Genomic DNA, 20,235 nt, shown 5'->3' with positions numbered 1-20,235 from the left:
TCGAGCCGTCGGGTGGTTCAGGAGACGCCTGAGCCGGCCGGGATGAGCCCCTCCGCTGCGAGGTTGTCCCACAGCGCGGCCGGGATGTCGAGGGCGGCATACTCCGCATTCTGCTGCAGCTGCGCCGGACGACTGCCACCCACCACGACCGAGCGTACGACCTCGGACTGCAACGGGAACTGGATCGCCGCGGCCGGCAGGGGCACATCGTGGTCGGCGCACACCGCGGCGATGCGCACCAGGCGCTCCCACAGCTCGTCGGGGAGCTGCCCGTACTCGTAGCGGCCATCCCTCCGCGGCTCGTTCGAGGCCAGCAGTCCGGAGTTGAACACCGACGCCGCGACGATCCCGGTCCCGGTCTCCCGGCACGCGGGCAGCACGTCGACCGCTGCGGGCTGCTCCAACAGCGTGTAGCGGCCGGCCACCATCACGAGGTCGAGGTCCGCGGAACGCACGGATGCCGCGAGGGCTTCCGACACCATCGAGCCGATGCCGATCGCGGTCACCTCGCCGTCCGCGCGCAGCTGCTCCAGGGCCGGAAGGGCCTCGGCGAGCGCGAGGTCGAGGTCGTGCCGCTCCGGGTCGTGCAGGTAGAGGAGGTCGATGCGCTCGATGCCGAGCCGCTCGCGGGACTCGTCCAGGCTCGTCCGGATGCCGTCCGCCGAGAAGTCCCACACGCGCTGGAGGTCGTCAGGCACGTGGAAGTCGTTCGCGGTGTCGAGGCCGCCGGCGTGGTCGGGGTTCGGGCGCAGCAGCCGGCCGACCTTGGTCGAGAGCACGTACTCGTCGCGCGGCTTGGTCTGCAGGAAGGTGCCGAGGCGACGCTCGGAGAGCCCGAGGCCGTAGTGCGGAGCCGTGTCGTAGAAGCGGATGCCGTTCTCCCACGCCGCGTCCAACACGGCCCACGCGTCGTCGTCGGACAGCTCACGGAAGAGGTTGCCGACGTTGGCGGCACCATAGCCGAGAGTCGGGACGGTCAGGCGGTCAGGCACGATCACACCGTCAGACGCCGACATGCGCGCCCGTCCAGGTGTACGCGGCGATGCTGTCGGCCTTCATCTCCATGCCCGTGCCCGGCGTGGTGGGAGCCATGTAAGAGCCGCCCTGGATGTCGGTCGGCACCACGAAGTGCTCGTGCAGGTGGTCGACGAACTCGATCATCCGGCCCTCGCGCGTGCCGGTGACGGCGACGAAGTCGAACATCGACAGGTGCTGCACGGCCTCGCACAGACCGACGCCGCCGGCATGCGGGCAGACCGGCACCCCGAACTTGGCGGCGAGCAGCAGGTTGGCGATGTTCTCGTTCACGCCCGCGACCCGCACGGCGTCGATCTGCATGACGGCGATGGCCTCGGCCTGCAGCAGCTGCTTGAAGATGACGCGGTTCTGCGCGTGTTCACCGGTGGCGACGCGGATCGGGGCGATGCCTCTGGCGATCTCGGCGTGACCGAGCACGTCGTCGGGACTCGTGGGCTCCTCGATCCACGCGGGGTGGAACTCGGCGAGCGCGTTCACCCACTCGATCGCCTCGGACACCTCCCAGCGCTGGTTCGCGTCGATCGCGATCGGGAAGTCCGGGCCGCACACCTCGCGCGCCTTGCGGAAGCGGCGGATGTCGTCCTGCAGGTCGGCGCCGACCTTGAGCTTGATCTGGGTGAAACCGTCGGCCATGGCCTCGCGGGCGAGGCGTTCGAGCTTCTCATCGGAGTAGCCGAGCCAGCCGGGGCTGGTCGTGTAGCCCGGGTAGCCGGTGGCGAGCAGCTGCTGCTCCCGCTCGGCCCTACCGGGCTCTGCGGCCCGCAGGATCCCGAGGGCGTCCTCGCGGGTGAGGGCGTTGGTGAGGTAGCGGAAGTCGACGAGGTCGACAAGCTCCTCCGGCGTCATGCGGGCGAGGAGCTGCCAGAGCGGCAGGCCCGCACGCTTGGCCTTGATGTCCCACAGCGCATTGATGACGGCGCCGATGGCCATGTGCATGACGCCCTTCTCAGGACCCAGCCAGCGCAGCTGCGAGTCGCCGATGATGTCACGGAACGTGCCGCCCATGTCGTCGAGCAGAGGCTCGATCTCGCGTCCGACCAGGTGGCCGGCGAGCGCGTCGATCGCGGCGACCTGCACATCGTTGCCGCGGCCGATCGTGAAGACGAAGGCGTGCCCCTCGATGTCGTCGTCCGCGTCGGTGCGCACGATGACGTACGCGGCCGAGTAGTCGGGGTCGGGGTTCATCGCATCCGACCCGTCCAGGCTCAGAGACGTGGGGAAGCGGATGTCGGTGGTGTCGAGGGCGACGATACGGCTCACGGGATTCCTCTCCATGCACGGGTGATTTCTCCGTGCGGATCTCTTGGAGTGTAAACATCCGATGTCTATACTGTCAACGAGACCGGCCGCCTCGTCGCGGCCTCCCGACCGATCAGGAGAAACATGAAGTTCGCGCGGCTCGGCACCCCCGGGAATGAGATCCCCGTCCTCGTGGAGGGCGACCGATACCTCGACCTCCGCCCCGTAACATCCGATGTGGACGGAGCCTTCCTCGAGAGCGACTTCGGCTCCCGCGTCACCGCCGCCCGCGATGCCGGAGAACTCCCCGAGCTCGCGGATGCCTCCTCCCTGCGCGTCGGCGCCCCGATCGCACGGCCGAGCGCCGTGATCTGCATCGGCATGAACTACGCCGCCCACGCGGCCGAGTCGGGATCGGAGCCGCCCACCATCCCGATCCTCTTCCTCAAGACGCCGAACACGGTCGTCGGCCCTGACGACACGGTGACGATCCCCCGCGGCAGCGAGAAGACCGACTGGGAGGTCGAGCTCGGTATCGTGATCGGCACCCGCACCGCGTACCTCGACTCGCCGGAGGAGTCGATGGCGCACGTGGCCGGCTTCGTCGCCGCGAACGACGTGTCCGAGCGCGACTTCCAGATGGCGGTCTCCGGGGGGCAGTGGTCGAAGGGCAAGATCGCCGCCGGCTTCAATCCGACCGGACCCTGGCTGGTCACCCCCGACGAGGTCGACCACCAGGCGCTCGGCCTGCGCAGCTTCGTGAACGGCGAGCCGCGGCAGGACTCGAACACGAGCGACATGATCTTCACGGTCGAGCAGATCGTGCACCACCTGTCGCAGTACGTGACGCTCGAGCCCGGCGACCTGATCCTCACCGGCACCCCGCAGGGCGTCGCACTGTCGGGCAAGTACCCCTACCTGGCCGCGGGCGACGTGGTCGAGATCGAGATCGACGGCCTCGGTCGTCAGCGACAGGAGTTCGTGGCATGGGAGGCCCGGAAATGAGCGCATTGAACGGACTGGTGGCGATCGTCACCGGCGGAGCATCCGGAATCGGCGCGGCGATCGCACAGCGCCTGCACGCCGACGGAGCGACGATCGCGGTGCTCGATCGCGACACCGCCACGGCCGACCCCGCCTTCGCCGCCTTCACGGCCGACGTCTCCGACCGCGCGAGCGTCGACGCCGCTGTGGCTGCCGTCGGCGAGAAGTTCGGACGCATCGACATCGTCGTGAACAACGCCGGTATCGGCGCGCAGGGCGACATCGCCGCGAACGACGACGACGAGTGGGCCCGAGTGCTCTCGGTCAACGTGACCGGCATCGCCCGCGTCACGTCTGCCGCCCTGCCCTGGCTGCGGAAGTCGCCGGCGGCCGCGGTCTGCAACACGGCTTCCATCGCCTCGACCACCGGCCTGCCGCAGCGCGCGCTCTACAGTGCGTCGAAGGGTGCGGTCTCCGCCCTCACCCGTGCGATGGCCGCCGATCACCTGCGCGAAGGCATCCGCGTGAACGCCGTCAACCCGGGAACGGCAGACACCCCATGGGTGGGGCGACTTCTCGACTCGGCCACCGATCCCGCCGCGGAGCGCGCCGCCCTCGAAGCGCGCCAGCCCCACGGACGCCTGGTCAGCCCCGACGAGGTCGCTGCGGCGGTCGCCTACCTCGTGGGCCCGTCAGCCGGCTCGACCACCGGAACCTTCATCGAGGTCGACGGCGGCATGGCCCAGCTGCGCCTGCGCGCGGAGTAGCCCCTCGCTTTCGAATCGCGCAACCGGCTCCATCCGCACTCTGGACATCCGAAGCATGGATCGGACCGGTTGCGCGATTCGAAAACCTCAGGCCGAGGCGTCGATCCGGTAGAACCGCTCGGCGTTGCGCCAGAACAGGGCGTCGACATCGTGGCCGCGCGCCTCCGCCCACGCGATGACGACATCGGCCCCGCGCGATCGTGCCGTGGGCTGGTAGGCCACCTTCTCGTGCTCGGGTGCGTCGGGCGCAGCGGACTCGGCCGGACCGATCGCCGAGACGGGCCAATCGCTCCCCCACATCAGGCGCTCGACGCCGAAGGCATCGGCGGCCACGTCGAGGAACGGCACCAGCTGCTCCGCCGCCCAGTCTCCCCCTGCCTCCGCCTGCAGACCGGAGAGCTTGCAGAACGCGTTCGCGTGGCCCGCCACCTCCGTCAGGTCGCGTACCCATTCGGCTGAGGGCGCGAGCGGCGCAGCAGCCGTGCCGACCGCCGGCTTGCCGAGGTGGTCGAGCACGATCCGCAGCTCGGGGATCGCTGCCGCGAGACGCGCCACCTCGGGCAGCTGCTCGGCACGGACGCAGGCGTCGAAGGCGAGGTCCCGCCGAGCCACCTCCCGCGCTCCGGTCACGAATGCGGCGGAGAGGGCCAACCCGTCAGGGCCGTCCTGCAGGAGGTGACGCACGCCGACGACGAGAGGCTCCGCCGCGAGACTCTCCAGGTGCACCACCGTGTCGGTACCCCGATCCAGACGGATGCCGGCCACGATCCCGATCACGCCCGCCGCGGGGGCGAGCTCCTCGACCCAGCGCACCTCGTCGAGGAAGTCGTCTTCGACGGTCTCCGCCTGCACGAAGATCGACCGCTCGGTCTCCGCACGCGCCACACGGGCACGCTCCAGCTCCGCCCCGGCGAAACGTCCTGAGAGCGGCCCGTCGAGCCACGTGTAGGTCAGGGCCTCCGGATCCCAGAGGTGCAGATGTGAATCGAGAACACGCATGGCTCCCATCCTGCCGGAGACATCCGATCAATCGCTAGGATGACGCCATGGCAGTCACCGACGAGGCGATCGAGAAGATCAAGGCGATGATCGTGGCGGGCGAACTCGCCCCGGGCGATCGGCTTCCCCCGGAGAAGGAGCTGTCCGAACGGCTCGGCCTCTCCCGCAACTCCATGCGCGAGGCGGTCAAGGCGCTCGAGGTCATCCGGGTGCTGGACGTGCGACGAGGCGACGGCACCTATGTCACGAGCCTGGAACCCCACCTGCTGCTGGAGGCGATCTCGTTCGTCGTCGACATGCACGACGACGATTCGATGCTCGAGATCTTCGCGGTCCGTCGGATGCTGGAGTCGCAGGCGACGGGGTTGGCGGCCACGCTCGGCACCGAGGAGCAGATCTCCGAGCTGCGTGACGAAGTCGACGCGGTCGATGCGGCCGTCACGATCGAGGCGCTCGTCGACCACGACATCCGCTTCCACCGTGAGATCGTCGCGATGTCGGGCAACGCGTATCTCGCGAGCCTGATCGAGCACCTGAGCAGCCAGACCGTGCGTGCGCGGGTCTGGCGCGGTCTCACGGAGGCCGGCGCGGTCGAGCGCACCCTGTCGGAGCACCGGGCCATCGCCGACGCGATCGCCCAGCACGACTCCGCCCTCGCGACCTCGCTCGCCACCGCGCACATCGCGGGTGTCGAGCGCTGGCTGCGTCAGGCCGCGGCGAGCTGATCCGCTCCGGGGCGTCGCTCAGGCGCCGAGGCGCACCATCGCGGCGTCGAACTCGGTGGCGGAGCTGTCGCTCACCTCGTGGAAGAGCACCTCGTCCAGCACGTCGGGCGCTGCGGTGAAGTACGGCACTCCGGCCAGGCGCAGCCCCGTGATGTCGTCGGCCGAACGCAGCGAGGCGGCGAGCACGTTCGAGTCGCTGCCCGCACACACCTCCTGCATCCGTGCGATGGTGTGGTCGCCGTCGAGGCCGGCGTCGCGCATCCGACCGAGGTAGGGCGCGATGTACTGGGCGCCGATCGAGGCGCACGCGAGCGCCTGCGCGACCGAGTACACCGCGGTGACGAGCACGGTCGCGCCGTCGCGCACGAGGTTCGATGCCGCGGCGAAGCCCGCAGTGGTCGCTGGCACCTTCACCGCTACCCGTTCGCCCAGCGCGCGGATGCCCTCGGCATTGCGCAGGAAGGAGTCCGTGTCGCCTCCCCACGTCTGGAAGAAGATCTCACGCGCGCCTTCCGCCTCCCATCGGGCGTAGAGCTCGGGGATGTCGGCTGCGGTGCGACCGCCTCGCTCGAGGATCGTCGGGTTCGTGGTGACGCCGTGCACCACCCCGGCGGCGAGCAGGCGGGAGACGCGGTCGACGTCGGCGCTGTCGACGTACAGGCGTGGCGCGATCGGGTTCATCGGGGTCTCCTCGCGGACAACCTGTCGTTACAGGTGCGGATTCGGCTAATGTAATGACAGCCACCGCGGTCTGTCAAAGCGTCGGCTACACCTGCCGTCGAAGGAGATCAGGAGCGAGATGACCCCCGCACACCCCCAGGATCGCACCGGCGTCGTGATCGTCGGAAGCGTCACGGCCGATGTCACCACCTTCTCCGGACGCCTCCCCGCCAGGGGCGAGACCATCCTGGGCGACGAATTCACGCTCATGCTGGGAGGCAAGGGTGCCAACCAGGCCGTCGCCGCCGGGCGCTCGGGGGCACGGACGAGCTTCGTCGGCTGCGTGGGCGACGACCTCTTCCACGATCTCGTCGTCGACGGGCTCACGGCCGCCGGGGTCGACCTGGCGCACCTGCGCACGGTTCCCGGCCCGACCGGTGTGGCGCACATCCGCGTCGACTCCTCGGCGCAGAACGACATCGTGATGGTGCCGCTGGCCAATGCGGCCTTGAGTGCCGCACAGATCGACGAGGCACTCGCGGCTCTCGCTCCCACCACGTCGGTGCTGCTCACGCAGCTCGAGACCCCCTCCGCACTCACCGCGCACATCACCGCGCGGGGACGCGAACACGGGATGACGGTCATCCTCGATCCCGCCCCTGCCGCCGAGCTCGACACCGAGATCTGGCGGAGCATCGACATCGTCACCCCCAACGAGACCGAGGCGACGCTGATCAGCGGCATCGAGGTCACGGACGCGGACTCGGCCGAGCGCGCCGGCCGCTGGTTCCTCGCACAGGGGGTGGGCGCCGCGGTCATCACACTCGCGGGCCAGGGGTCATGCGTCGTGACGGCGGAGGGCGCCGCCGTGATCCCGCCGTTCCCCGTCGACGCCGTGGACACGACAGCAGCGGGAGACGCCTACGCGGGCTATCTCGGTGCAGCTCTCGCCAGCGGGAGCAGCCTGGAGGACGCCGTGCGGCTGGCAACGGCGGCGGGCGCGCTCACGGTCACCAAGCAGGGCGCATCGCCGAGCCTTCCCCACCGCGCGGAGGTCGAGGCATTCCTGGCCGAGCGCACCACCACATCCGTCGCGAGCTGAACTCCGCGATCCGCGCATCCGGAGAACCGAGGAGACCCATGCGAAAGACCGCCACCACGATCAACCCCGCGCTCTCCCGCGTGATCAGCGAGACCGGGCACACCGACCTGATCGTCGTCACCGATGCGGGCCTGCCCATCCCGCCAGGCTCTGAGCGCATCGACCTGGCGTATCGACCGGGGGCTCCGGCCTTCCTCGACGTGCTCGACACCGTGCTCGCCGAGCTGGTGGTCGAGGGCGCCACCGTCTCGGCCGAGGTGGCGGAGCAGAGTCCCGAAGTGCTCGAGGCGTTGCGGGAGCGGTTCGCCGGTGAGGGCTTCGAGATCGAGCTCATCCCGCACGTCGATTTCAAGAAGCTCAGCCAGGGCGCCCGCGCGTTCGTGCGCTCCGGGGAGTTCACCCCCTACGCGAACGTGATCCTGCACGCGGGGGTGGCGTACTGATGGCCATCGTCGACGACGCGATCGATCGGCATTCCGCCGCGCCCATGTACGACCAGCTGCGCCAGCTGATCATCGACGGCATCGCCCGCGACGGCCTGCAGCCCGGCGATCCGCTCCCCGGCGAGCACCGGCTGTGCGAGCGCTACGGCATCTCCCGCACCGTGGTGCGTCAAGCGCTCGCCCAGCTCGAACACGAGGGGCTCGTCGAGCGCGTGAAGGGCAAGGGCACCTTCGTCTCCCGGCCCCGCACCAGCGAGAGCCTGGTGCACACCCTCGTGGGCCTGTACGACGACGTCGAGCGCCGTGGTGGCCACGTGCACAGCGACGTGCTGCGCCACGAGCGGACGACGGCGGATGAAGAGATCGCGCTCGCCCTGGAGGTGCCCGTCGGCTCTGCCGTCGTCGTGCTGGAGCGTCTGCGCCACGTCGACGGCGAGCCGTGGTCGCTCTCGACGACCTGGATGCCCGACGCCGTGGGCTCGGTGACGCTCGGCGCCGACCTGACCGAGGCGTCGCTGTACCGGCTGCTCGCCGACAACGACATCGTTGCGACGCACGGCGTGCGCTCGGCGGAGGCGACCGTGGCCACGCACGAGCAGGCGCAGCATCTCGGCGTCAGCGCTGGTTCGGCCCTGCTGCGTCTGCGCAGCATCAGCCGCAGCGCCGACGGCACGCCCATCGAGTACTTCATCGCGTATCACCGCGGCGACCGGTCGCGCTTCGAGTTCCAGCTGCAGCAGGAGCAGTCGCAGGCCTCGCTGCTGCACGTGGACGGCGAGGGCGGGGCATCGCGCGCCGGAACGGTCGGCTGACCGCCCGGTAGTCTCGAGGGCATGAGCGACTGGACCAGCACCGCGATCGCCCTGCTGGAAGCCGATGCCAACCGCAGCGCCGACACGCACCTGCACCTGTTCCCGCTGCCGCCCGAATGGGGCATCGACCTGTACCTCAAGGACGAGTCGGTGCACCCGACGGGGTCCCTCAAACACCGCCTCGCGCGGTCACTCATCCTCTACGGGCTGGTGAACGGACGCATCCGCGAAGACACCACGCTCGTGGAATCGTCGAGTGGGTCGACCGCGGTCTCCGAGGCGTACTTCGCCCGGATGCTGGGCCTGAAGTTCATCACCGTCGTGCCGCGTTCGACGGTGCAGGAGAAGATCGACCTCATCGAGTTCTACGGCGGCACCTGCCACTTCGTCGACCGCGCGGAGGACATGTCGCCCGAGGCGCAGCGCCTCGCATCGGACTGCACCGGCCACTACCTCGACCAGTTCACGTTCGCGGAGCGCGCGACCGACTGGCGCGGCAACAACAACATCGCCGAGAGCGTGTTCAGCCAGCTCTCCCAGGAGCGCCACCCCATCCCCACCTGGATCGTCACGGGTGCGGGCACGGGAGGCACCAGCGCCACATTCGGCCGCTACGTGAAGTACCGGATGCACGACACCAAGGTCGCGGTCGTCGACCCGGAGGGTTCAGCCTTCTACGACGGCTGGGCCGGCACGGTGGATCCGCCGGCCGGACGCCCGAGTCGCATCGAGGGCATCGGCCGCCCGCGCGTCGAGGCGTCGTTCGTGCCCACCGTGATCGACGAGATGATCCAGGTCCCCGATGCGGGGTCGATCGCCGCGATCCGCCTGCTGCGTGAACGCACCCTGCACTGGGCCGGCGGGTCGACGGGCACGAACCTCTACGGCGCGTTCCAGCTCATCGCCCGGATGCGAGCTGCGGGCGAGACCGGCAGCGTCGTGACCCTGATCTGCGACAGCGGAGTCCGCTACGCCGGCACCTACTACTCCGACGAGTGGGTCGCACGGCAGGGCTGGGACCTCGCCCCGCACCGCGCCCTGCTGGAGCGGTTCCTGGAGACCGGGGTCTGGGTGGAGTGAGGGCAGCGGGCTACGCTGGCCGCATGACTACTCTGATCCTCACCGTCGCGGGCGCAGACCGTCCTGGCCTCGTTGCCGCCGTCGCCGATGTCGTGGATGCGCACGGCGGCAACTGGGAGAACAGCTCGCTGGCCGAGCTCGCCGGCACGTTCGCGGGCGTGATCGAGGTCTCGGTCGCCGACGACAAGGAGGCCGAGCTGACGTCGGCGCTCCGCGGCCTACAGGGTCAAGGGCTGCTCACCCTCGCCGTGCTCACCGGCAGCTCGGACGCAGCCGCCGCCGACGATCGGCTGCTCGAGATCCAGGTGCTCGGCAACGACCGACCCGGCATCGTGCGCGAGGTCTCCGGCGTGCTGAACGCTCACGCCCTGAGCATCGAGGAGCTCGCCACCGAGACGCGCGATGCCGCGATGGCGGGCGGGCGCCTGTTCGAGGCGTCGGTCACCGCGAAGGTGCCGGCCGACGTCGACCTCGACGCCCTGCGCGCCGACCTCGAGCGCATCGCCGCCGAGATCCAGGTCGACATCACCCTCGGCTGAGGTCTCCCGCCCCCTCCCCGCCGAGACCCACGGTCCGCGCCGAGACCCACGGTGAAAGCCGCCGCTGGGCGTGGGTCTGGGCGACAACGATGGGTTTCGACGCTGGGTGTCGGGGGCGTCAGAGTCCGGAGTACTTGCGCACCCAGTACTCCGTGTACGCGACGTGCGCGGAGGCCGCGGCACTCGCAGCCACCGGATCCGCCGCGGCCAGGCCGCGCAGGATGGCGCGGTGCCCGGCATCGGAGTGGATCTTGAGCTCCGCGGCATCCTCGGGGTCGGAGATGCGATACGCCCGGGAGCGCGAGCGCAGCACGTCGATGAGGCTGGTCAGCGCCTCGTTGCCCGCGACCGCGGAGATCGCCATGTGGAATTCGTGATCGAGCCGTGACTGCGCCTCGAAGTCGGTGGTCGCCTCGATCTCGTCGAGCACGCGGTCCAGCGACTCCACCGTCTCGTCGTCGATGCGCGCCGCGGCCAGTGCAGCGGCGTGGGGTTCGAGCACTCGGCGCAGCTCCGTCAGTTCGAGCACGCCCGCCATCGGCAGCAGTCCGACGGTGAGCGAGAGGCTGCCGATCAGGTCGGCGGCGCGCAGCTCGCTGACGTAGCTGCCCGATCCGTGTCGCGTCTCGAGCACCCCGAGGGCGGCGAGGGTACGGATCGCCTCGCGCAGGGATCCGCGGGAGACACCGAGGGTCTCGCAGAGCTCTCCCTCGCTGGGAAGCCGGTCGCCCGGCCGCAGCGCGCCGTCCGCGATCAAGGCCCGCAGCCCGTGCAGCGCCGTGTCGAGTGCGCTCATCGTCGTCCTCCAGACACTCCGCCGCTCTTCGTGAAGTCTGTCGGAAGGCGGTGTTTCCGCAAACTCGTATGACAAGTATGTTTCATCACCGGAGTTTTGTAGCGGAAACGGCAGCCCTGTGGCAAAGTTGTGCAACAACTCGCCCGAACTCACCGATGAGGACCGATGCCCGCACCGCTGTTCCCCGCACCGCTCACGCTGACCTCCGGCATGCCAGCGCGCGACGCCTGGCCCCTCGACCCGTCCGTGATCCACCTGAACCACGGGTCCTTCGGCGCGGTCCCGTCCGTCGTCGTCGCGCAGCAGGACGCTCTGCGCCGCCGCGCGGACCTCAGCCCCGTCGAGTGGTTCCCGCGCATCGCGGAGCGCGTGCAGGAGGCCCGCGAGCGCACCGCCCCGTTCGTCGGTGCCCGAGCCGAGGACAGCGCCTTCGTGCCCAACGCCTCCGCCGCCGCGACCGTGGTCTTCAATGCCCTGCGACTCGACGCCGGCGACGAGATCCTCGTGACCGATCAGGGGTACGGCGCGATCACGATGGGCGCCGAACGCCTCGCCCGGCGCTTCGGCGCGACGGTCCGCGCCGTCGCGGTGCCGCTGCTCGCCTCCGATGACGAGATCGTGCAGCTCTTCGCCGACGAGCTCAGGCCGAGTACCCGACTGATCGTCGTCGACCAGATCACCTCGCCGACCGCCCGCCTCCTGCCCACCCGACGTATCGCCGACGCCGCAGCCGAACACGGCGTGCGCACCCTCGTCGACGGCGCTCACGCCCCCGGCCTGGTCCCCGACGCGGCCGCTGTCGCCGGCGGGGACTGGTGGTTCGGCAACATGCACAAGTGGCCGTGCGCGCCGCGGGGCTCGGCTCTTCTGGTCACGACGGCGCCCGACCGCGACGAGCTCTGGCCGCTGATCGACTCCTGGGCCGCGCGCGAGCCGTACCCCTCGCGCTTCGACACGCAGGGCACGATCGACGCGACCACGTACCTGGCCACTCCGACCGCCATCGACTTTATCGAGAGCGAGTTCGGGTGGGCAGCGGCTCGCACGGCGATGGCGGAGATCGCCGACGCCGGCGCCGAACTGATCGCCGAGGCTCTGCGCCCGTACAGTGACGAGGACCCCCTCACTCCCCTCCCCTCCCCTGTGCCGTCGATGCGGCTCGTGCGTCTTCCGCTCGGGCTCGGCGCGACGCGCGAAGAGGCCGACGCCCTGCGCATGGACCTGCTCGATGAGGTCGGTGTCGAGACGGCATTCACGAGCTTCCGCGGCGTCGGCTACTTCCGGCTGTCCGCACACCTCTACAACGAGGCATCCGACTACGAGGCCTTCGTCGAACGCTGCATCCCGCAGATCCTCCGTCGCGCCGGCATCCGCCAGGCCGACTCCCTCGTCCTTCCCTGAACGCGAACGTCCGTCCACCCGACCGCAACACCCACCCCCACCCCCATCGAGAGGCACATCGTGAAGAACAAGATCTTGACGACCGCAGCGGGATTCGGCACCGTCGCCGTCCTCGCACTCACCGGCTGCTCCGCAGGCTCCGGCCCCTCCGACGACGGCTCCGTCCAGCTGCAGATGGTCGAGAGCCTGACCAACCCCGCCCGTACGGAGCTGCTGCGCGGGCTGCTCGACGACTTCGAGAAGGCCAACCCGAAGATCACCGTCACCCTCGTCTCCCCGCCCACCGAGCAGGCCGACCAGAAGATCCAGCAGATGCTGCAGTCCGGCAAGGGTGTCGACGTGCTCGAGGTGCGCGACATCACCGTCGGGCCGTTCGCGAACAACGGCTGGCTGTACGACCTCGGGCCCGACCTGAAGAAGTGGGACGGCTGGGACGCGCTGACCGAGAACGCGCAGTCCGCCTCGGTCGCGGAGGACGGGAAGAGCTACTTCGTCCCCTACGGCTTCTACGGGCTGTCGCTGTTCTACCGCACCGACCTCGTGAAGGATGCCGGCTTCGACGGCCCGCCGCACAGCTGGAAGGACCTGCTGGAGCAGGCGTCGGCGATCCAGGACCCGTCGAACAACATCTACGGGTACGCCTTCCGCGGCGGCCAGAACGCGAACAGCAACGTCGTCGCGGCGATCGAGGCCTACACTATCGACGGCCTCGACACGGAGGACGCGTTCCTCATGGAGGACGGCTCGACGATCTTCGCGGCTCCCGAGGCACAGGATGCCGTCGACGACTACTTCGACCTCTTCAAGGAGGCGTCGCCGCCGTCCGCTGTGTCGTGGGGCTACCCCGAGATGGTCGCCGGGTTCACGAACGGCACAACGGCCTTCCTCCTGCAGGACCCGGAGGTCATCGCGACGGTGCAGGACTCATCGCTGACCGAGGACCAGTGGGACACCGCCCCGCTGCTCGTCGGCCCGTCCGGCAAGGCCGCGCAGCCTCTCGCCGTCGCCGGCTGGGGCGTCGCGGAGAACAGCGAGAACAAGGAGGCGGCGGTCAAGCTGGTCGAGTTCCTGTCGTCCGCCGAGCCCGCGACCGAGTTCGCGCAGGCCAACAGCCTGGTGCCCATCATCGCCTCCGCCGCAGATGACGACTTCTACTCGTCCGGCCCGTGGACCAGCTACGTCACCATGACCGAGGACCCGGAGACCTACGTCAATGTGCGCCAGCCGCGCGGGGTCAGCTGGTGGACCGAGTGGATCCAGAAGTCCGACCAGGACGTGCAGAACGTGCTGCTCGGCAACATGTCCACGAAGGATCTCCTCGCCTCGTGGGATGCGTTCTGGACCGAGAAGTACGCCGCGGAGAAGGGTTGATCCGTGGCCCGCACCGCTCATGAGGGAGGCTCCGTCGCCACTGCTTCGCAGCAGCCGGCCGGCGGGGCCTCCCCGGCATCGCGTCGCCGCCCCTTCCGGGGCCGCACGGCGCTCACGCTGCTGGCGTTCCTCGCGCCGGCGATCGTCTTCGTCTGCTGGTTCACCTACTGGCCGATGCTGCAGGGCGCCCGCATGGCCTTCCACGACTGGAACCTGTGGGACCTGACGTCGACGCCGTTCGTGGGTTTCGACAACTTCCTCGCCGTGTTCCGGGATCCCGCCTTCCCGACCGTCGCCTGGAACTCGGTGCTCTGGGTGGTCGGCTCGCTCGTGCCGCAGCTCGTGATCGGCTTCCTCATCGCGCTCGCGCTGCGCAAGCGTTTCCGCTTCCGCGGGCTCTACCAGGCGCTGGTGTTCTTCCCGTGGGCGGTGTCCGGCTTCCTGATCGGCATGCTGTTCCGCTGGATGTTCAACGCCGAGTTCGGCGTCGTCAACGACCTGCTCATGAAAGCGGGCCTGATCGACGCCCCGCTGCCGTGGCTGGCCGACCCGAAGCTCGCGATGTTCGCCGTGATCGTCGCGAACATCTGGTACGGCGTGACCTTCTTCGCGATCATGATCCTCGCAGCTCTGCAGTCGGTGCCGGACGAGATGCTGGAGGCGGCGAGCCTGGACGGCGCCGGCAAGGTGCGGCAGCTGTTCTCCATCATCATCCCGTACATCTCGATGACGCTGCTGCTGACGATCCTGCTGCGCGTGATCTGGATCTTCAACTTCCCCGACATCATCTACGCGATGACGAACGGCGGCCCGGCCAACCAGACCCACATCATCACGACCTGGATGATCAACTACACGCAGCAGGGCAACTACGGCATCGCGAGCGCCATCGGGCTCATCGTCGTGGCATTCCTCATGGTCTTCTGCGCGTTCTACCTGATGGCGATGCGGAGAGTGCAGCGATGACCATCACCTCATCCGTCCGGACCGGATCCTCGGTCACGGAGACCCGTCGCATCACGGTCCCCGACCCGAAGGCCGCACCGCGCCCGAAGCCCCGTGTCACGGCGGGCGGCGTGGTGCGTGTCGTCGGCCTGGGGCTGTGGCTGCTGATCACCCTGTTCCCGCTGTACTGGATCACGCTCACCGCGTTCAAGTCGCCGGGGACCATCAACCGCTTCCCGATCGAGTACTGGCCGAGCGAACCCTCGCTGGACAACTTCACGAGCCTGTTCGAGAAGAGCTCGTTCGGGACGTTCCTGGCGAACTCGGCCATCGTGGCGGTTTCAGCCGGGGCGGTGGCGACGCTCATCGCGCTGCTCAGCGCCTACGTGCTGGCGCGGTTCGAGTTCCGCGGCAAGGGGGCGGTGCTCATCGCGTTCCTGTTGACGCAGATGATCCCGGCGTTCATCGCCCTCGGACCGCTGTACTCGATGATGACCGACCTCGGCCTCGTCGACACCAAGCCGGGGCTCATCCTCGTCTACATCGCGATCTGCATCCCGTTCTCCACGGTCATGCTGCGGGGCTTCTTCGAGAACGTCCCCGACGCGCTCGAAGAAGCGGCGATGATCGACGGCTGCTCGCGCCTTGGCGCCCTGTTCCGGGTGCTCGTGCCGGTGATGACCCCCGGCATCATCGCGGCGTTCATCTTCAACTTCGTGAACTGCTGGAACGAGTTGTTCCTGTCGGTCGTGCTGATGAACACCGACGCGAACCGCACCGTGCCATCGGCGCTGAACGGCTTCATCTCCACGTTCAACATCGACTGGGGCTCCATGAGCGCCGCGGCTGTGCTGACGATCCTCCCGACGATGGTGATGTTCGCCCTCGCCAGCCGCTGGATCGTCCAGGGCCTGACCGCCGGCGCGGTGAAGGAGTAACCCAGCGCCGAGACCCACCCCCAACGCCGAGACCCACCCCCGCACACGTCAGCGGGAGTGGGTCTCGGCGTTTCCGATGGGTCTCGGCGTCTGGATCAGGAAGTCAGACGAGCCGGGACTTCGGTGAGACCGAGTAGGTGTTCTCGGCGTCGCGGTTGACCGTGTCGCCGAGAGCCTCGTCGATCGCGGTCATCGTGTCGGCGTCGAGCTTCACACCGGAGGCCTTGACGGTCTCGGCGAGCTGCTCCGGACGGGAGGCGCCGACGAGGGCCGCCGCCACGTTCGGGTTCTGCAGCACCCACGCGATCGCGAGCTGCGGCATCGACAGCCCCGCCTGCTCCGCGATCGGCTTGAGGCGCTGCACTGCGGTGAGGATGTCGTCCTGCAGGAAGCTCTTGATGAAGTCGGCGCCGCTGTGCGGGTCGGTCGCCCGAGAGCCCTCCGGAACCGGCTGACCCGGCAGGTACTTTCCGCTCAGCACACCCTGCGCCATCGGCGACCAGACGATCTGCGAGATGCCGAGCTCCTCAGACGCGGGGACGACCTTGCCCTCGATGACCCGCCACAGCATCGAGTACTGCGGCTGGTTGGAGATGAGCTGGATGCCGAGCTGCTTCGCCAGCGCGTGCCCTTCACGCAGCTGCTCCGCGGTCCACTCCGAGACGCCGATGTAGAGCGCCTTGCCCTGACGGACGACGTCGGCGAAGGCCTGGAACGTCTCCTCGAGCGGGGTCTCGTAGTCGAAGCGGTGCGCCTGGTAGAGGTCGACGTAGTCGGTGCCGAGACGCGTCAGCGAACCGTTGATCGACTCGAAGATGTGCTTGCGGCTCAGGCCGGTGTCGTTCGGACCCTTGGGCCCGGTCGGGAAGTAGACCTTGGTGAAGATCTCCAGCCCTTCGCGACGCTGACCCTCCAGGGCCTTGCCGAGCACGACCTCGGCCGCCGTGTTCGCGTAGGTGTCCGCGGTGTCGAAGGTGGTGATGCCGGCGTCCAGGGCGGCGTGCACGGTCTTGACCGCGGCGTCGTCCTCGACCTGCGATGCGTGCGTGACCCAGTTGCCGTAGGTGATCTCCGAGACCTTGAGACCACTGTTGCCGAGATAGCGATAGTTGACCATGGACCAACGCTACTGGCTGCCCGCGCCGGCGGGGCCGGATGGAGGCGGACGGCCTCAGTCGGGCGCTGCGGCACCGCTTCGGCGCGCGGAGACCACGGCCCCCACAGCGACGAGCACGACCCCCGAGAGCACACTCACGACATAGAGCGGCACAGCCCAGGGCGAGTAGTCGCCGCCGCTGATGCCGAAGGCGTCGGCGAGCCCCATGCCGGCACCGAACGAGGCCGCGAAGTAGCCGATCGCACCGAGCATCAGCAGGGCCAGGAATCCCATCACCGGGACGAGCGGGTGCGCGCCCGTGCGGACCGCGACGACCGCGAGCACCACGGCGAGTGCGACGCCGATGCCGAGGACGAGAAGAACCTGACCCGGCATCAGGCTCTCCCCGGCTTCCGACATCGCGAAACGAATCTCGTCGAGCGTTCGACCGGGGGCTGCGGCGAGCGGGTTGAGCACGAGGATCTGCACGGCGGCGAACGCGGCGTAGGCGAGAACGGCGAGCACGCCGACGATCGAGATCCACAGAGTCCGGCGCTGCATCCGTGTCATGCGGGTCATCCTAGGAACGCATCCCGAGAGTCTCCCGATACTCGCGCCACGCCCCACCGAGCCGGCGGATACCTTCGGTGAGCACATCGTCGGGCGCGGTGAACGGGATGCGGATGTGGTCGTCCGGCGAGACCGACACGGCGAACGCGGCGCTTCCGGCGATCGAGGCGCTGATCACAGGAGCGCACTGGGCACGCACACCGTCCACCGTGGCGCTGATCCGCTCCATCGCCGTCGCCGTCCGCGACGACCCGGCGCTCCGAACCACCCGGATCCGCGACATCGAACCAGAGCAGGCACCACCGATGTCGGAGCGGATTCCTCAGCTCCTCTGAGCACCAGCCGACCGGCTCCCTGCCGCGTGGCTCAGCTCAGCCGATCGTCGGACGAACCAGCTGCTCCTGCTCCTCGAGCGTCTGCGCCTGCGCGCGCTTCTCCGCCCGTTCCCGCTCCTGCGCCTCGGCCGCCTCCCGACGTTCCGCGCGCGTCTGCGGCTCGCCGGAACCGGACTCCGCCTGTATCTCCTGGGATTGATCCGTCACGATCTGCGCACGGTCGCGGAACCCCTCAGCCGTCACCTTGTCGAGGGCGACCTGCTTGCGGATCGCGGCGGCCTTCTCGTAGAGACTCGGGTCGCCATAGCTCGTGAGCACCTTGACCAGCACCGGCAGCAGCTCGATCATGAAGAACAGGGCCGCGATCAGGATGTGCGCCCACAGGATCGTGGGCTCCTTCTCGCTGAGTCGGTTCAGTCCGCTGATCTGGCTGAGCAGGCCGACCGCTCCCGCGTTGCCCTGCGCCACGGCATCGGCGCGCGCGTTGTACGCGGCGAGCGCCTGGTCGTAGGAGTCACGAGCCGTCGGCAGCTGCGACTTCGCCTGCTCACGGTTCTGCGCCTCGGACGAGGTGGTGTTCTCCTTGGCCGCGGTGCCGGCAGCGGCGAGCTCCTCGTTCGCGGTGCGCAGCTGTGCGGCGAGCGCGTCGTAGGTCTGCTGTGCTTCGGCGAGCTGGGCCTTGGCGGCATCGGAGCTGGCACCCTGGCCGTTGACGCCGGTGCAGCCGGGAACAGTGCCGGCGCCTTCACCGGTCAGCTCGCACTGATACAGCACCCGAGCCTGATCGATCACGGCCTGCTGGGCGGTCATCTTCGCGGTGACGTCATCGACCGTGGCCTGAGCCGCCGACTCGGTGGCCGACGAGGAGTCGGTTCCTGCGACGATGCCCGTGGCCGCCTGGTTCTCGAGCTCGGCGACCTTGGCGGAGGCCGCGTCGAGCGCGATCTTCTCCGGACCGGACTCGAGAGCCTCCTGGTCGGACTGCGACTGGGTGATGTTGGTGGAGGCGACCTCGCGGGCGATGTCGTTGTGGAAGATCTGCAGCACGAGCGGCTCTGCCACGACGAAGCCGATGATCGCAGCCATGATCACACGCGGGATGGCGAGCCCGATGAGGCGCCAGACATTCCTCGTCGAGCTCATGGTCGAGGTGAGGAAGCGGTCGAGGTTGAAGATGATGAGCGCCCAGACCAGCGCCAGCGGCACGGCCAGCCAGACCGCCGCCTGCACGCCGGTGGTCAGGGCGAACAGCATCGAGATCGCGGACACCAGAGCGGTGCCTGCGAGCACGAAGAACATCTGCACGAAGCGGGGCGTCTCACCGGGGACACGGTCGAGGATCTCGCCCTCCGCACCGCCGAGGATCGCGAGGGTGCGAGCGCGCGAGCCGGGAGCGCGGGGTTCTCGCTTCTTGCGGGGCCGGCGGACACGGGGCGCACGTGCGGGCTTCACCGGGGCGGATGCGTCCGGGGCCGGCTCTGCGGTCTCTTCTGCGGTGACGGCGTCGGCGATCGGGGTCGCCTCGGACGAGGACGCGTCTCGGGCGGCGTCTTCGGGTCCGGTGGGCTCGAACTCGCGCAGGAAGTCGAGGTCATCCGTGACGGCGTCGGGTTCGCTGTCGAGGATGATCCGACCCTGCGAGTCGTAACGACCCGGTCGATGGGCGGAATAGGGCATTCGAACAATCTACGAAAGATCGCCTGTGGAAAACGTGGAAGAGTCCTTTGCGGCCTCTCAGGTTGGCTGCTCCCGTCGCGATATTCCAGCCATCTGCGGCCATTCGGGTGTCATATCGCGACCGGAGCGGCGTCAGAGCAGCCGGTCGAGCGCGGCAGCGTAGGTCGCGAGCGCCGCGTCGAGGGTGAAGTGGCCGGCGGCGGCGAGGGTGCCCAGCCCGTGGATCAGCCCCCACAGCGCCACCGCATCGGTCGGACGATCGAGGCCGGCGCCGACGGCTGCCTGGGCGAGCACGGCTTCGAGTCCGTCGATCAGCGGGGCCATCGTGGCCGTGGGCGAGCCGGGGATGCAGACCGTGGGGTCGTACACCGCGTCGAACGCATGCGGATGCTCGACGGCGAAGCGGATGTATGCGCCGCCGCCGGCGGTGAGCGCGGCCTCGGGCGTCGACGCGGACTCGGTCGCCGTACGCACCTGTTCGAGGAGGTCGGCCATGCTGCGTTCGGCGATCGCCTTGAGCAGTCCGAGCCGGTCGGAGAAGTGGTGGTACGGGGCGTTGTGGCTCACGTTCGCGGCGCGTGCGACCTCGCGCAGGCTGATCTCGGCTGCGGGCATGCGTTCCAGCAGCTGCATCGCCGCGTCCTCGAGCGCACGGGCGAGATCGCCGTGGTGATAGCCGTCCTTCGAACTTGACATGAGCAACATCCTCTCCTATCTT

The 20,235-nt window shown here is 69.1% G+C and carries 22 protein-coding genes; 13 read left to right on the top strand and 9 right to left on the bottom strand.

All coding sequences use genetic code 11. From position 1 onward, the window contains the following. Positions 1-17 precede the first annotated feature (17 nt). Positions 18-1,016: an aldo/keto reductase gene (locus tag MOX01_RS03760; RefSeq protein WP_141368433.1), complete on the bottom strand. Its 999-nt coding sequence runs from the start codon at positions 1,014-1,016 to the stop codon at positions 18-20. After that, a complete protein-coding gene (locus MOX01_RS03755) occupies positions 1,003-2,298 on the bottom strand; it encodes an L-fuconate dehydratase (RefSeq protein ID WP_141368431.1) in 1,296 nt (431 codons plus the stop codon). Before MOX01_RS03755 ends, MOX01_RS03760 begins: the two co-directional genes overlap by 14 nt. Before the next feature lie 123 nt (positions 2,299-2,421). On the opposite strand from MOX01_RS03755, the gene MOX01_RS03750 reads away from it, so the two are divergent. Then, a complete protein-coding gene (locus tag MOX01_RS03750; protein WP_046747527.1) occupies positions 2,422-3,282 on the top strand; it encodes a fumarylacetoacetate hydrolase family protein in 861 nt (286 codons plus the stop codon). After that, positions 3,279-4,028 (top strand): SDR family NAD(P)-dependent oxidoreductase, encoded by a 750-nt coding sequence (locus tag MOX01_RS03745; protein WP_046747526.1) that lies wholly within the window; start codon positions 3,279-3,281, stop codon positions 4,026-4,028. The genes MOX01_RS03750 and MOX01_RS03745 overlap by 4 nt, the downstream gene beginning before the upstream one ends. An 87-nt stretch (positions 4,029-4,115) precedes the next feature. Here the strand turns inward: MOX01_RS03745 and MOX01_RS03740 are convergent, their stop codons facing one another. Then, the gene (locus MOX01_RS03740) at positions 4,116-5,027 is read right to left on the bottom strand and encodes an amidohydrolase family protein (RefSeq protein ID WP_141368429.1); all 912 of its coding nucleotides are present in this window, start codon (positions 5,025-5,027) and stop codon (positions 4,116-4,118) included. 47 nt (positions 5,028-5,074) lie between these two features. On the opposite strand from MOX01_RS03740, the gene MOX01_RS03735 reads away from it, so the two are divergent. Beyond that, complete coding sequence (locus tag MOX01_RS03735; RefSeq protein WP_141368427.1) at positions 5,075-5,752, top strand: FadR/GntR family transcriptional regulator; 678 nt, start codon at positions 5,075-5,077, stop codon at positions 5,750-5,752. An 18-nt stretch (positions 5,753-5,770) separates the two neighbouring features. On the opposite strand, the gene MOX01_RS03730 is transcribed toward MOX01_RS03735, so the two are convergent. After that, positions 5,771-6,433, bottom strand: a complete 663-nt coding sequence (locus MOX01_RS03730; RefSeq protein ID WP_058633092.1) for a transaldolase family protein — start codon at positions 6,431-6,433, stop codon at positions 5,771-5,773. A 118-nt stretch (positions 6,434-6,551) separates the two neighbouring features. On the opposite strand from MOX01_RS03730, the gene MOX01_RS03725 reads away from it, so the two are divergent. The 5 genes from MOX01_RS03725 to MOX01_RS03705 are packed head-to-tail and all read left to right on the top strand — an operon-like array spanning position 6,552 to position 10,388. Next, positions 6,552-7,514, top strand: coding sequence for a ribokinase (locus tag MOX01_RS03725; RefSeq protein WP_141368425.1), 963 nt, complete (start codon positions 6,552-6,554; stop codon positions 7,512-7,514). Positions 7,515-7,552: 38 nt separating this feature from the next. Then, positions 7,553-7,957 carry a D-ribose pyranase gene (gene rbsD / locus MOX01_RS03720; RefSeq protein WP_113681631.1) on the top strand — a complete coding sequence of 135 codons (405 nt, stop codon included), beginning with the start codon at positions 7,553-7,555 and terminating at the stop codon, positions 7,955-7,957. Further along, a complete protein-coding gene (locus MOX01_RS03715; protein WP_061017507.1) occupies positions 7,957-8,769 on the top strand; it encodes a GntR family transcriptional regulator in 813 nt (270 codons plus the stop codon). Before rbsD ends, MOX01_RS03715 begins: the two co-directional genes overlap by 1 nt. Positions 8,770-8,790: 21 nt before the next feature. Then, positions 8,791-9,849 carry a PLP-dependent cysteine synthase family protein gene (locus MOX01_RS03710; protein ID WP_058633088.1) on the top strand — a complete coding sequence of 353 codons (1,059 nt, stop codon included), beginning with the start codon at positions 8,791-8,793 and terminating at the stop codon, positions 9,847-9,849. A gap of 23 nt (positions 9,850-9,872) precedes the next feature. After that, on the top strand, positions 9,873-10,388 hold the full coding sequence (locus MOX01_RS03705; RefSeq protein ID WP_061017509.1) for a glycine cleavage system transcriptional repressor: 516 nt from the start codon (positions 9,873-9,875) through the stop codon (positions 10,386-10,388). 118 nt (positions 10,389-10,506) lie between these two features. Here the strand turns inward: MOX01_RS03705 and MOX01_RS03700 are convergent, their stop codons facing one another. Next, entirely contained in the window at positions 10,507-11,184 is a 678-nt protein-coding gene (locus MOX01_RS03700; RefSeq protein WP_046747518.1) for a FadR/GntR family transcriptional regulator, read from the bottom strand. Positions 11,185-11,349: 165 nt separating this feature from the next. On the opposite strand from MOX01_RS03700, the gene MOX01_RS03695 reads away from it, so the two are divergent. Genes MOX01_RS03695 through MOX01_RS03680 form a run of 4 tightly spaced genes read left to right on the top strand, consistent with a single transcriptional unit; the run spans position 11,350 to position 15,839 of the window. After that, positions 11,350-12,585, top strand: coding sequence for an aminotransferase class V-fold PLP-dependent enzyme (locus tag MOX01_RS03695; protein WP_141368423.1), 1,236 nt, complete (start codon positions 11,350-11,352; stop codon positions 12,583-12,585). Between the two features lie 60 nt (positions 12,586-12,645). Beyond that, positions 12,646-13,956 carry an ABC transporter substrate-binding protein gene (locus tag MOX01_RS03690; RefSeq protein WP_058631668.1) on the top strand — a complete coding sequence of 437 codons (1,311 nt, stop codon included), beginning with the start codon at positions 12,646-12,648 and terminating at the stop codon, positions 13,954-13,956. A gap of 3 nt (positions 13,957-13,959) precedes the next feature. Next, positions 13,960-14,922, top strand: coding sequence for a carbohydrate ABC transporter permease (locus MOX01_RS03685; RefSeq protein ID WP_141368421.1), 963 nt, complete (start codon positions 13,960-13,962; stop codon positions 14,920-14,922). Beyond that, complete coding sequence (locus MOX01_RS03680; protein ID WP_197077676.1) at positions 14,919-15,839, top strand: carbohydrate ABC transporter permease; 921 nt, start codon at positions 14,919-14,921, stop codon at positions 15,837-15,839. The genes MOX01_RS03685 and MOX01_RS03680 overlap by 4 nt, the downstream gene beginning before the upstream one ends. 103 nt (positions 15,840-15,942) lie before the next feature. Here MOX01_RS03680 and MOX01_RS03675 read toward each other — a convergent pair whose 3' ends face one another. Together MOX01_RS03675 and MOX01_RS03670 are read right to left on the bottom strand one after the other, a co-directional pair. Beyond that, positions 15,943-16,956 carry an aldo/keto reductase family protein gene (locus MOX01_RS03675; RefSeq protein ID WP_046747514.1) on the bottom strand — a complete coding sequence of 338 codons (1,014 nt, stop codon included), beginning with the start codon at positions 16,954-16,956 and terminating at the stop codon, positions 15,943-15,945. A gap of 54 nt (positions 16,957-17,010) precedes the next feature. Further along, positions 17,011-17,505, bottom strand: a complete 495-nt coding sequence (locus MOX01_RS03670) for a hypothetical protein (RefSeq protein ID WP_141368419.1) — start codon at positions 17,503-17,505, stop codon at positions 17,011-17,013. 77 nt (positions 17,506-17,582) lie between these two features. Between MOX01_RS03670 and MOX01_RS19075 the strand changes: the two genes are divergently transcribed. Continuing rightward, complete coding sequence (locus MOX01_RS19075; protein WP_157543483.1) at positions 17,583-17,840, top strand: hypothetical protein; 258 nt, start codon at positions 17,583-17,585, stop codon at positions 17,838-17,840. Positions 17,841-17,876: 36 nt separating this feature from the next. On the opposite strand, the gene MOX01_RS03660 is transcribed toward MOX01_RS19075, so the two are convergent. Then, positions 17,877-19,517 (bottom strand): DUF4407 domain-containing protein, encoded by a 1,641-nt coding sequence (locus MOX01_RS03660; protein ID WP_058631671.1) that lies wholly within the window; start codon positions 19,515-19,517, stop codon positions 17,877-17,879. 132 nt (positions 19,518-19,649) lie between these two features. Beyond that, positions 19,650-20,213 carry a TetR/AcrR family transcriptional regulator gene (locus MOX01_RS03655; RefSeq protein WP_058631744.1) on the bottom strand — a complete coding sequence of 188 codons (564 nt, stop codon included), beginning with the start codon at positions 20,211-20,213 and terminating at the stop codon, positions 19,650-19,652. Positions 20,214-20,235: the final 22 nt, after the last annotated feature.

Origin of the sequence: Microbacterium oxydans (assembly GCF_006540085.1) — a bacterium.
In the GTDB taxonomy this organism is placed as follows: domain Bacteria; phylum Actinomycetota; class Actinomycetes; order Actinomycetales; family Microbacteriaceae; genus Microbacterium; species Microbacterium oxydans.
This window is presented reverse-complemented; position numbering and strand designations above follow the sequence as displayed.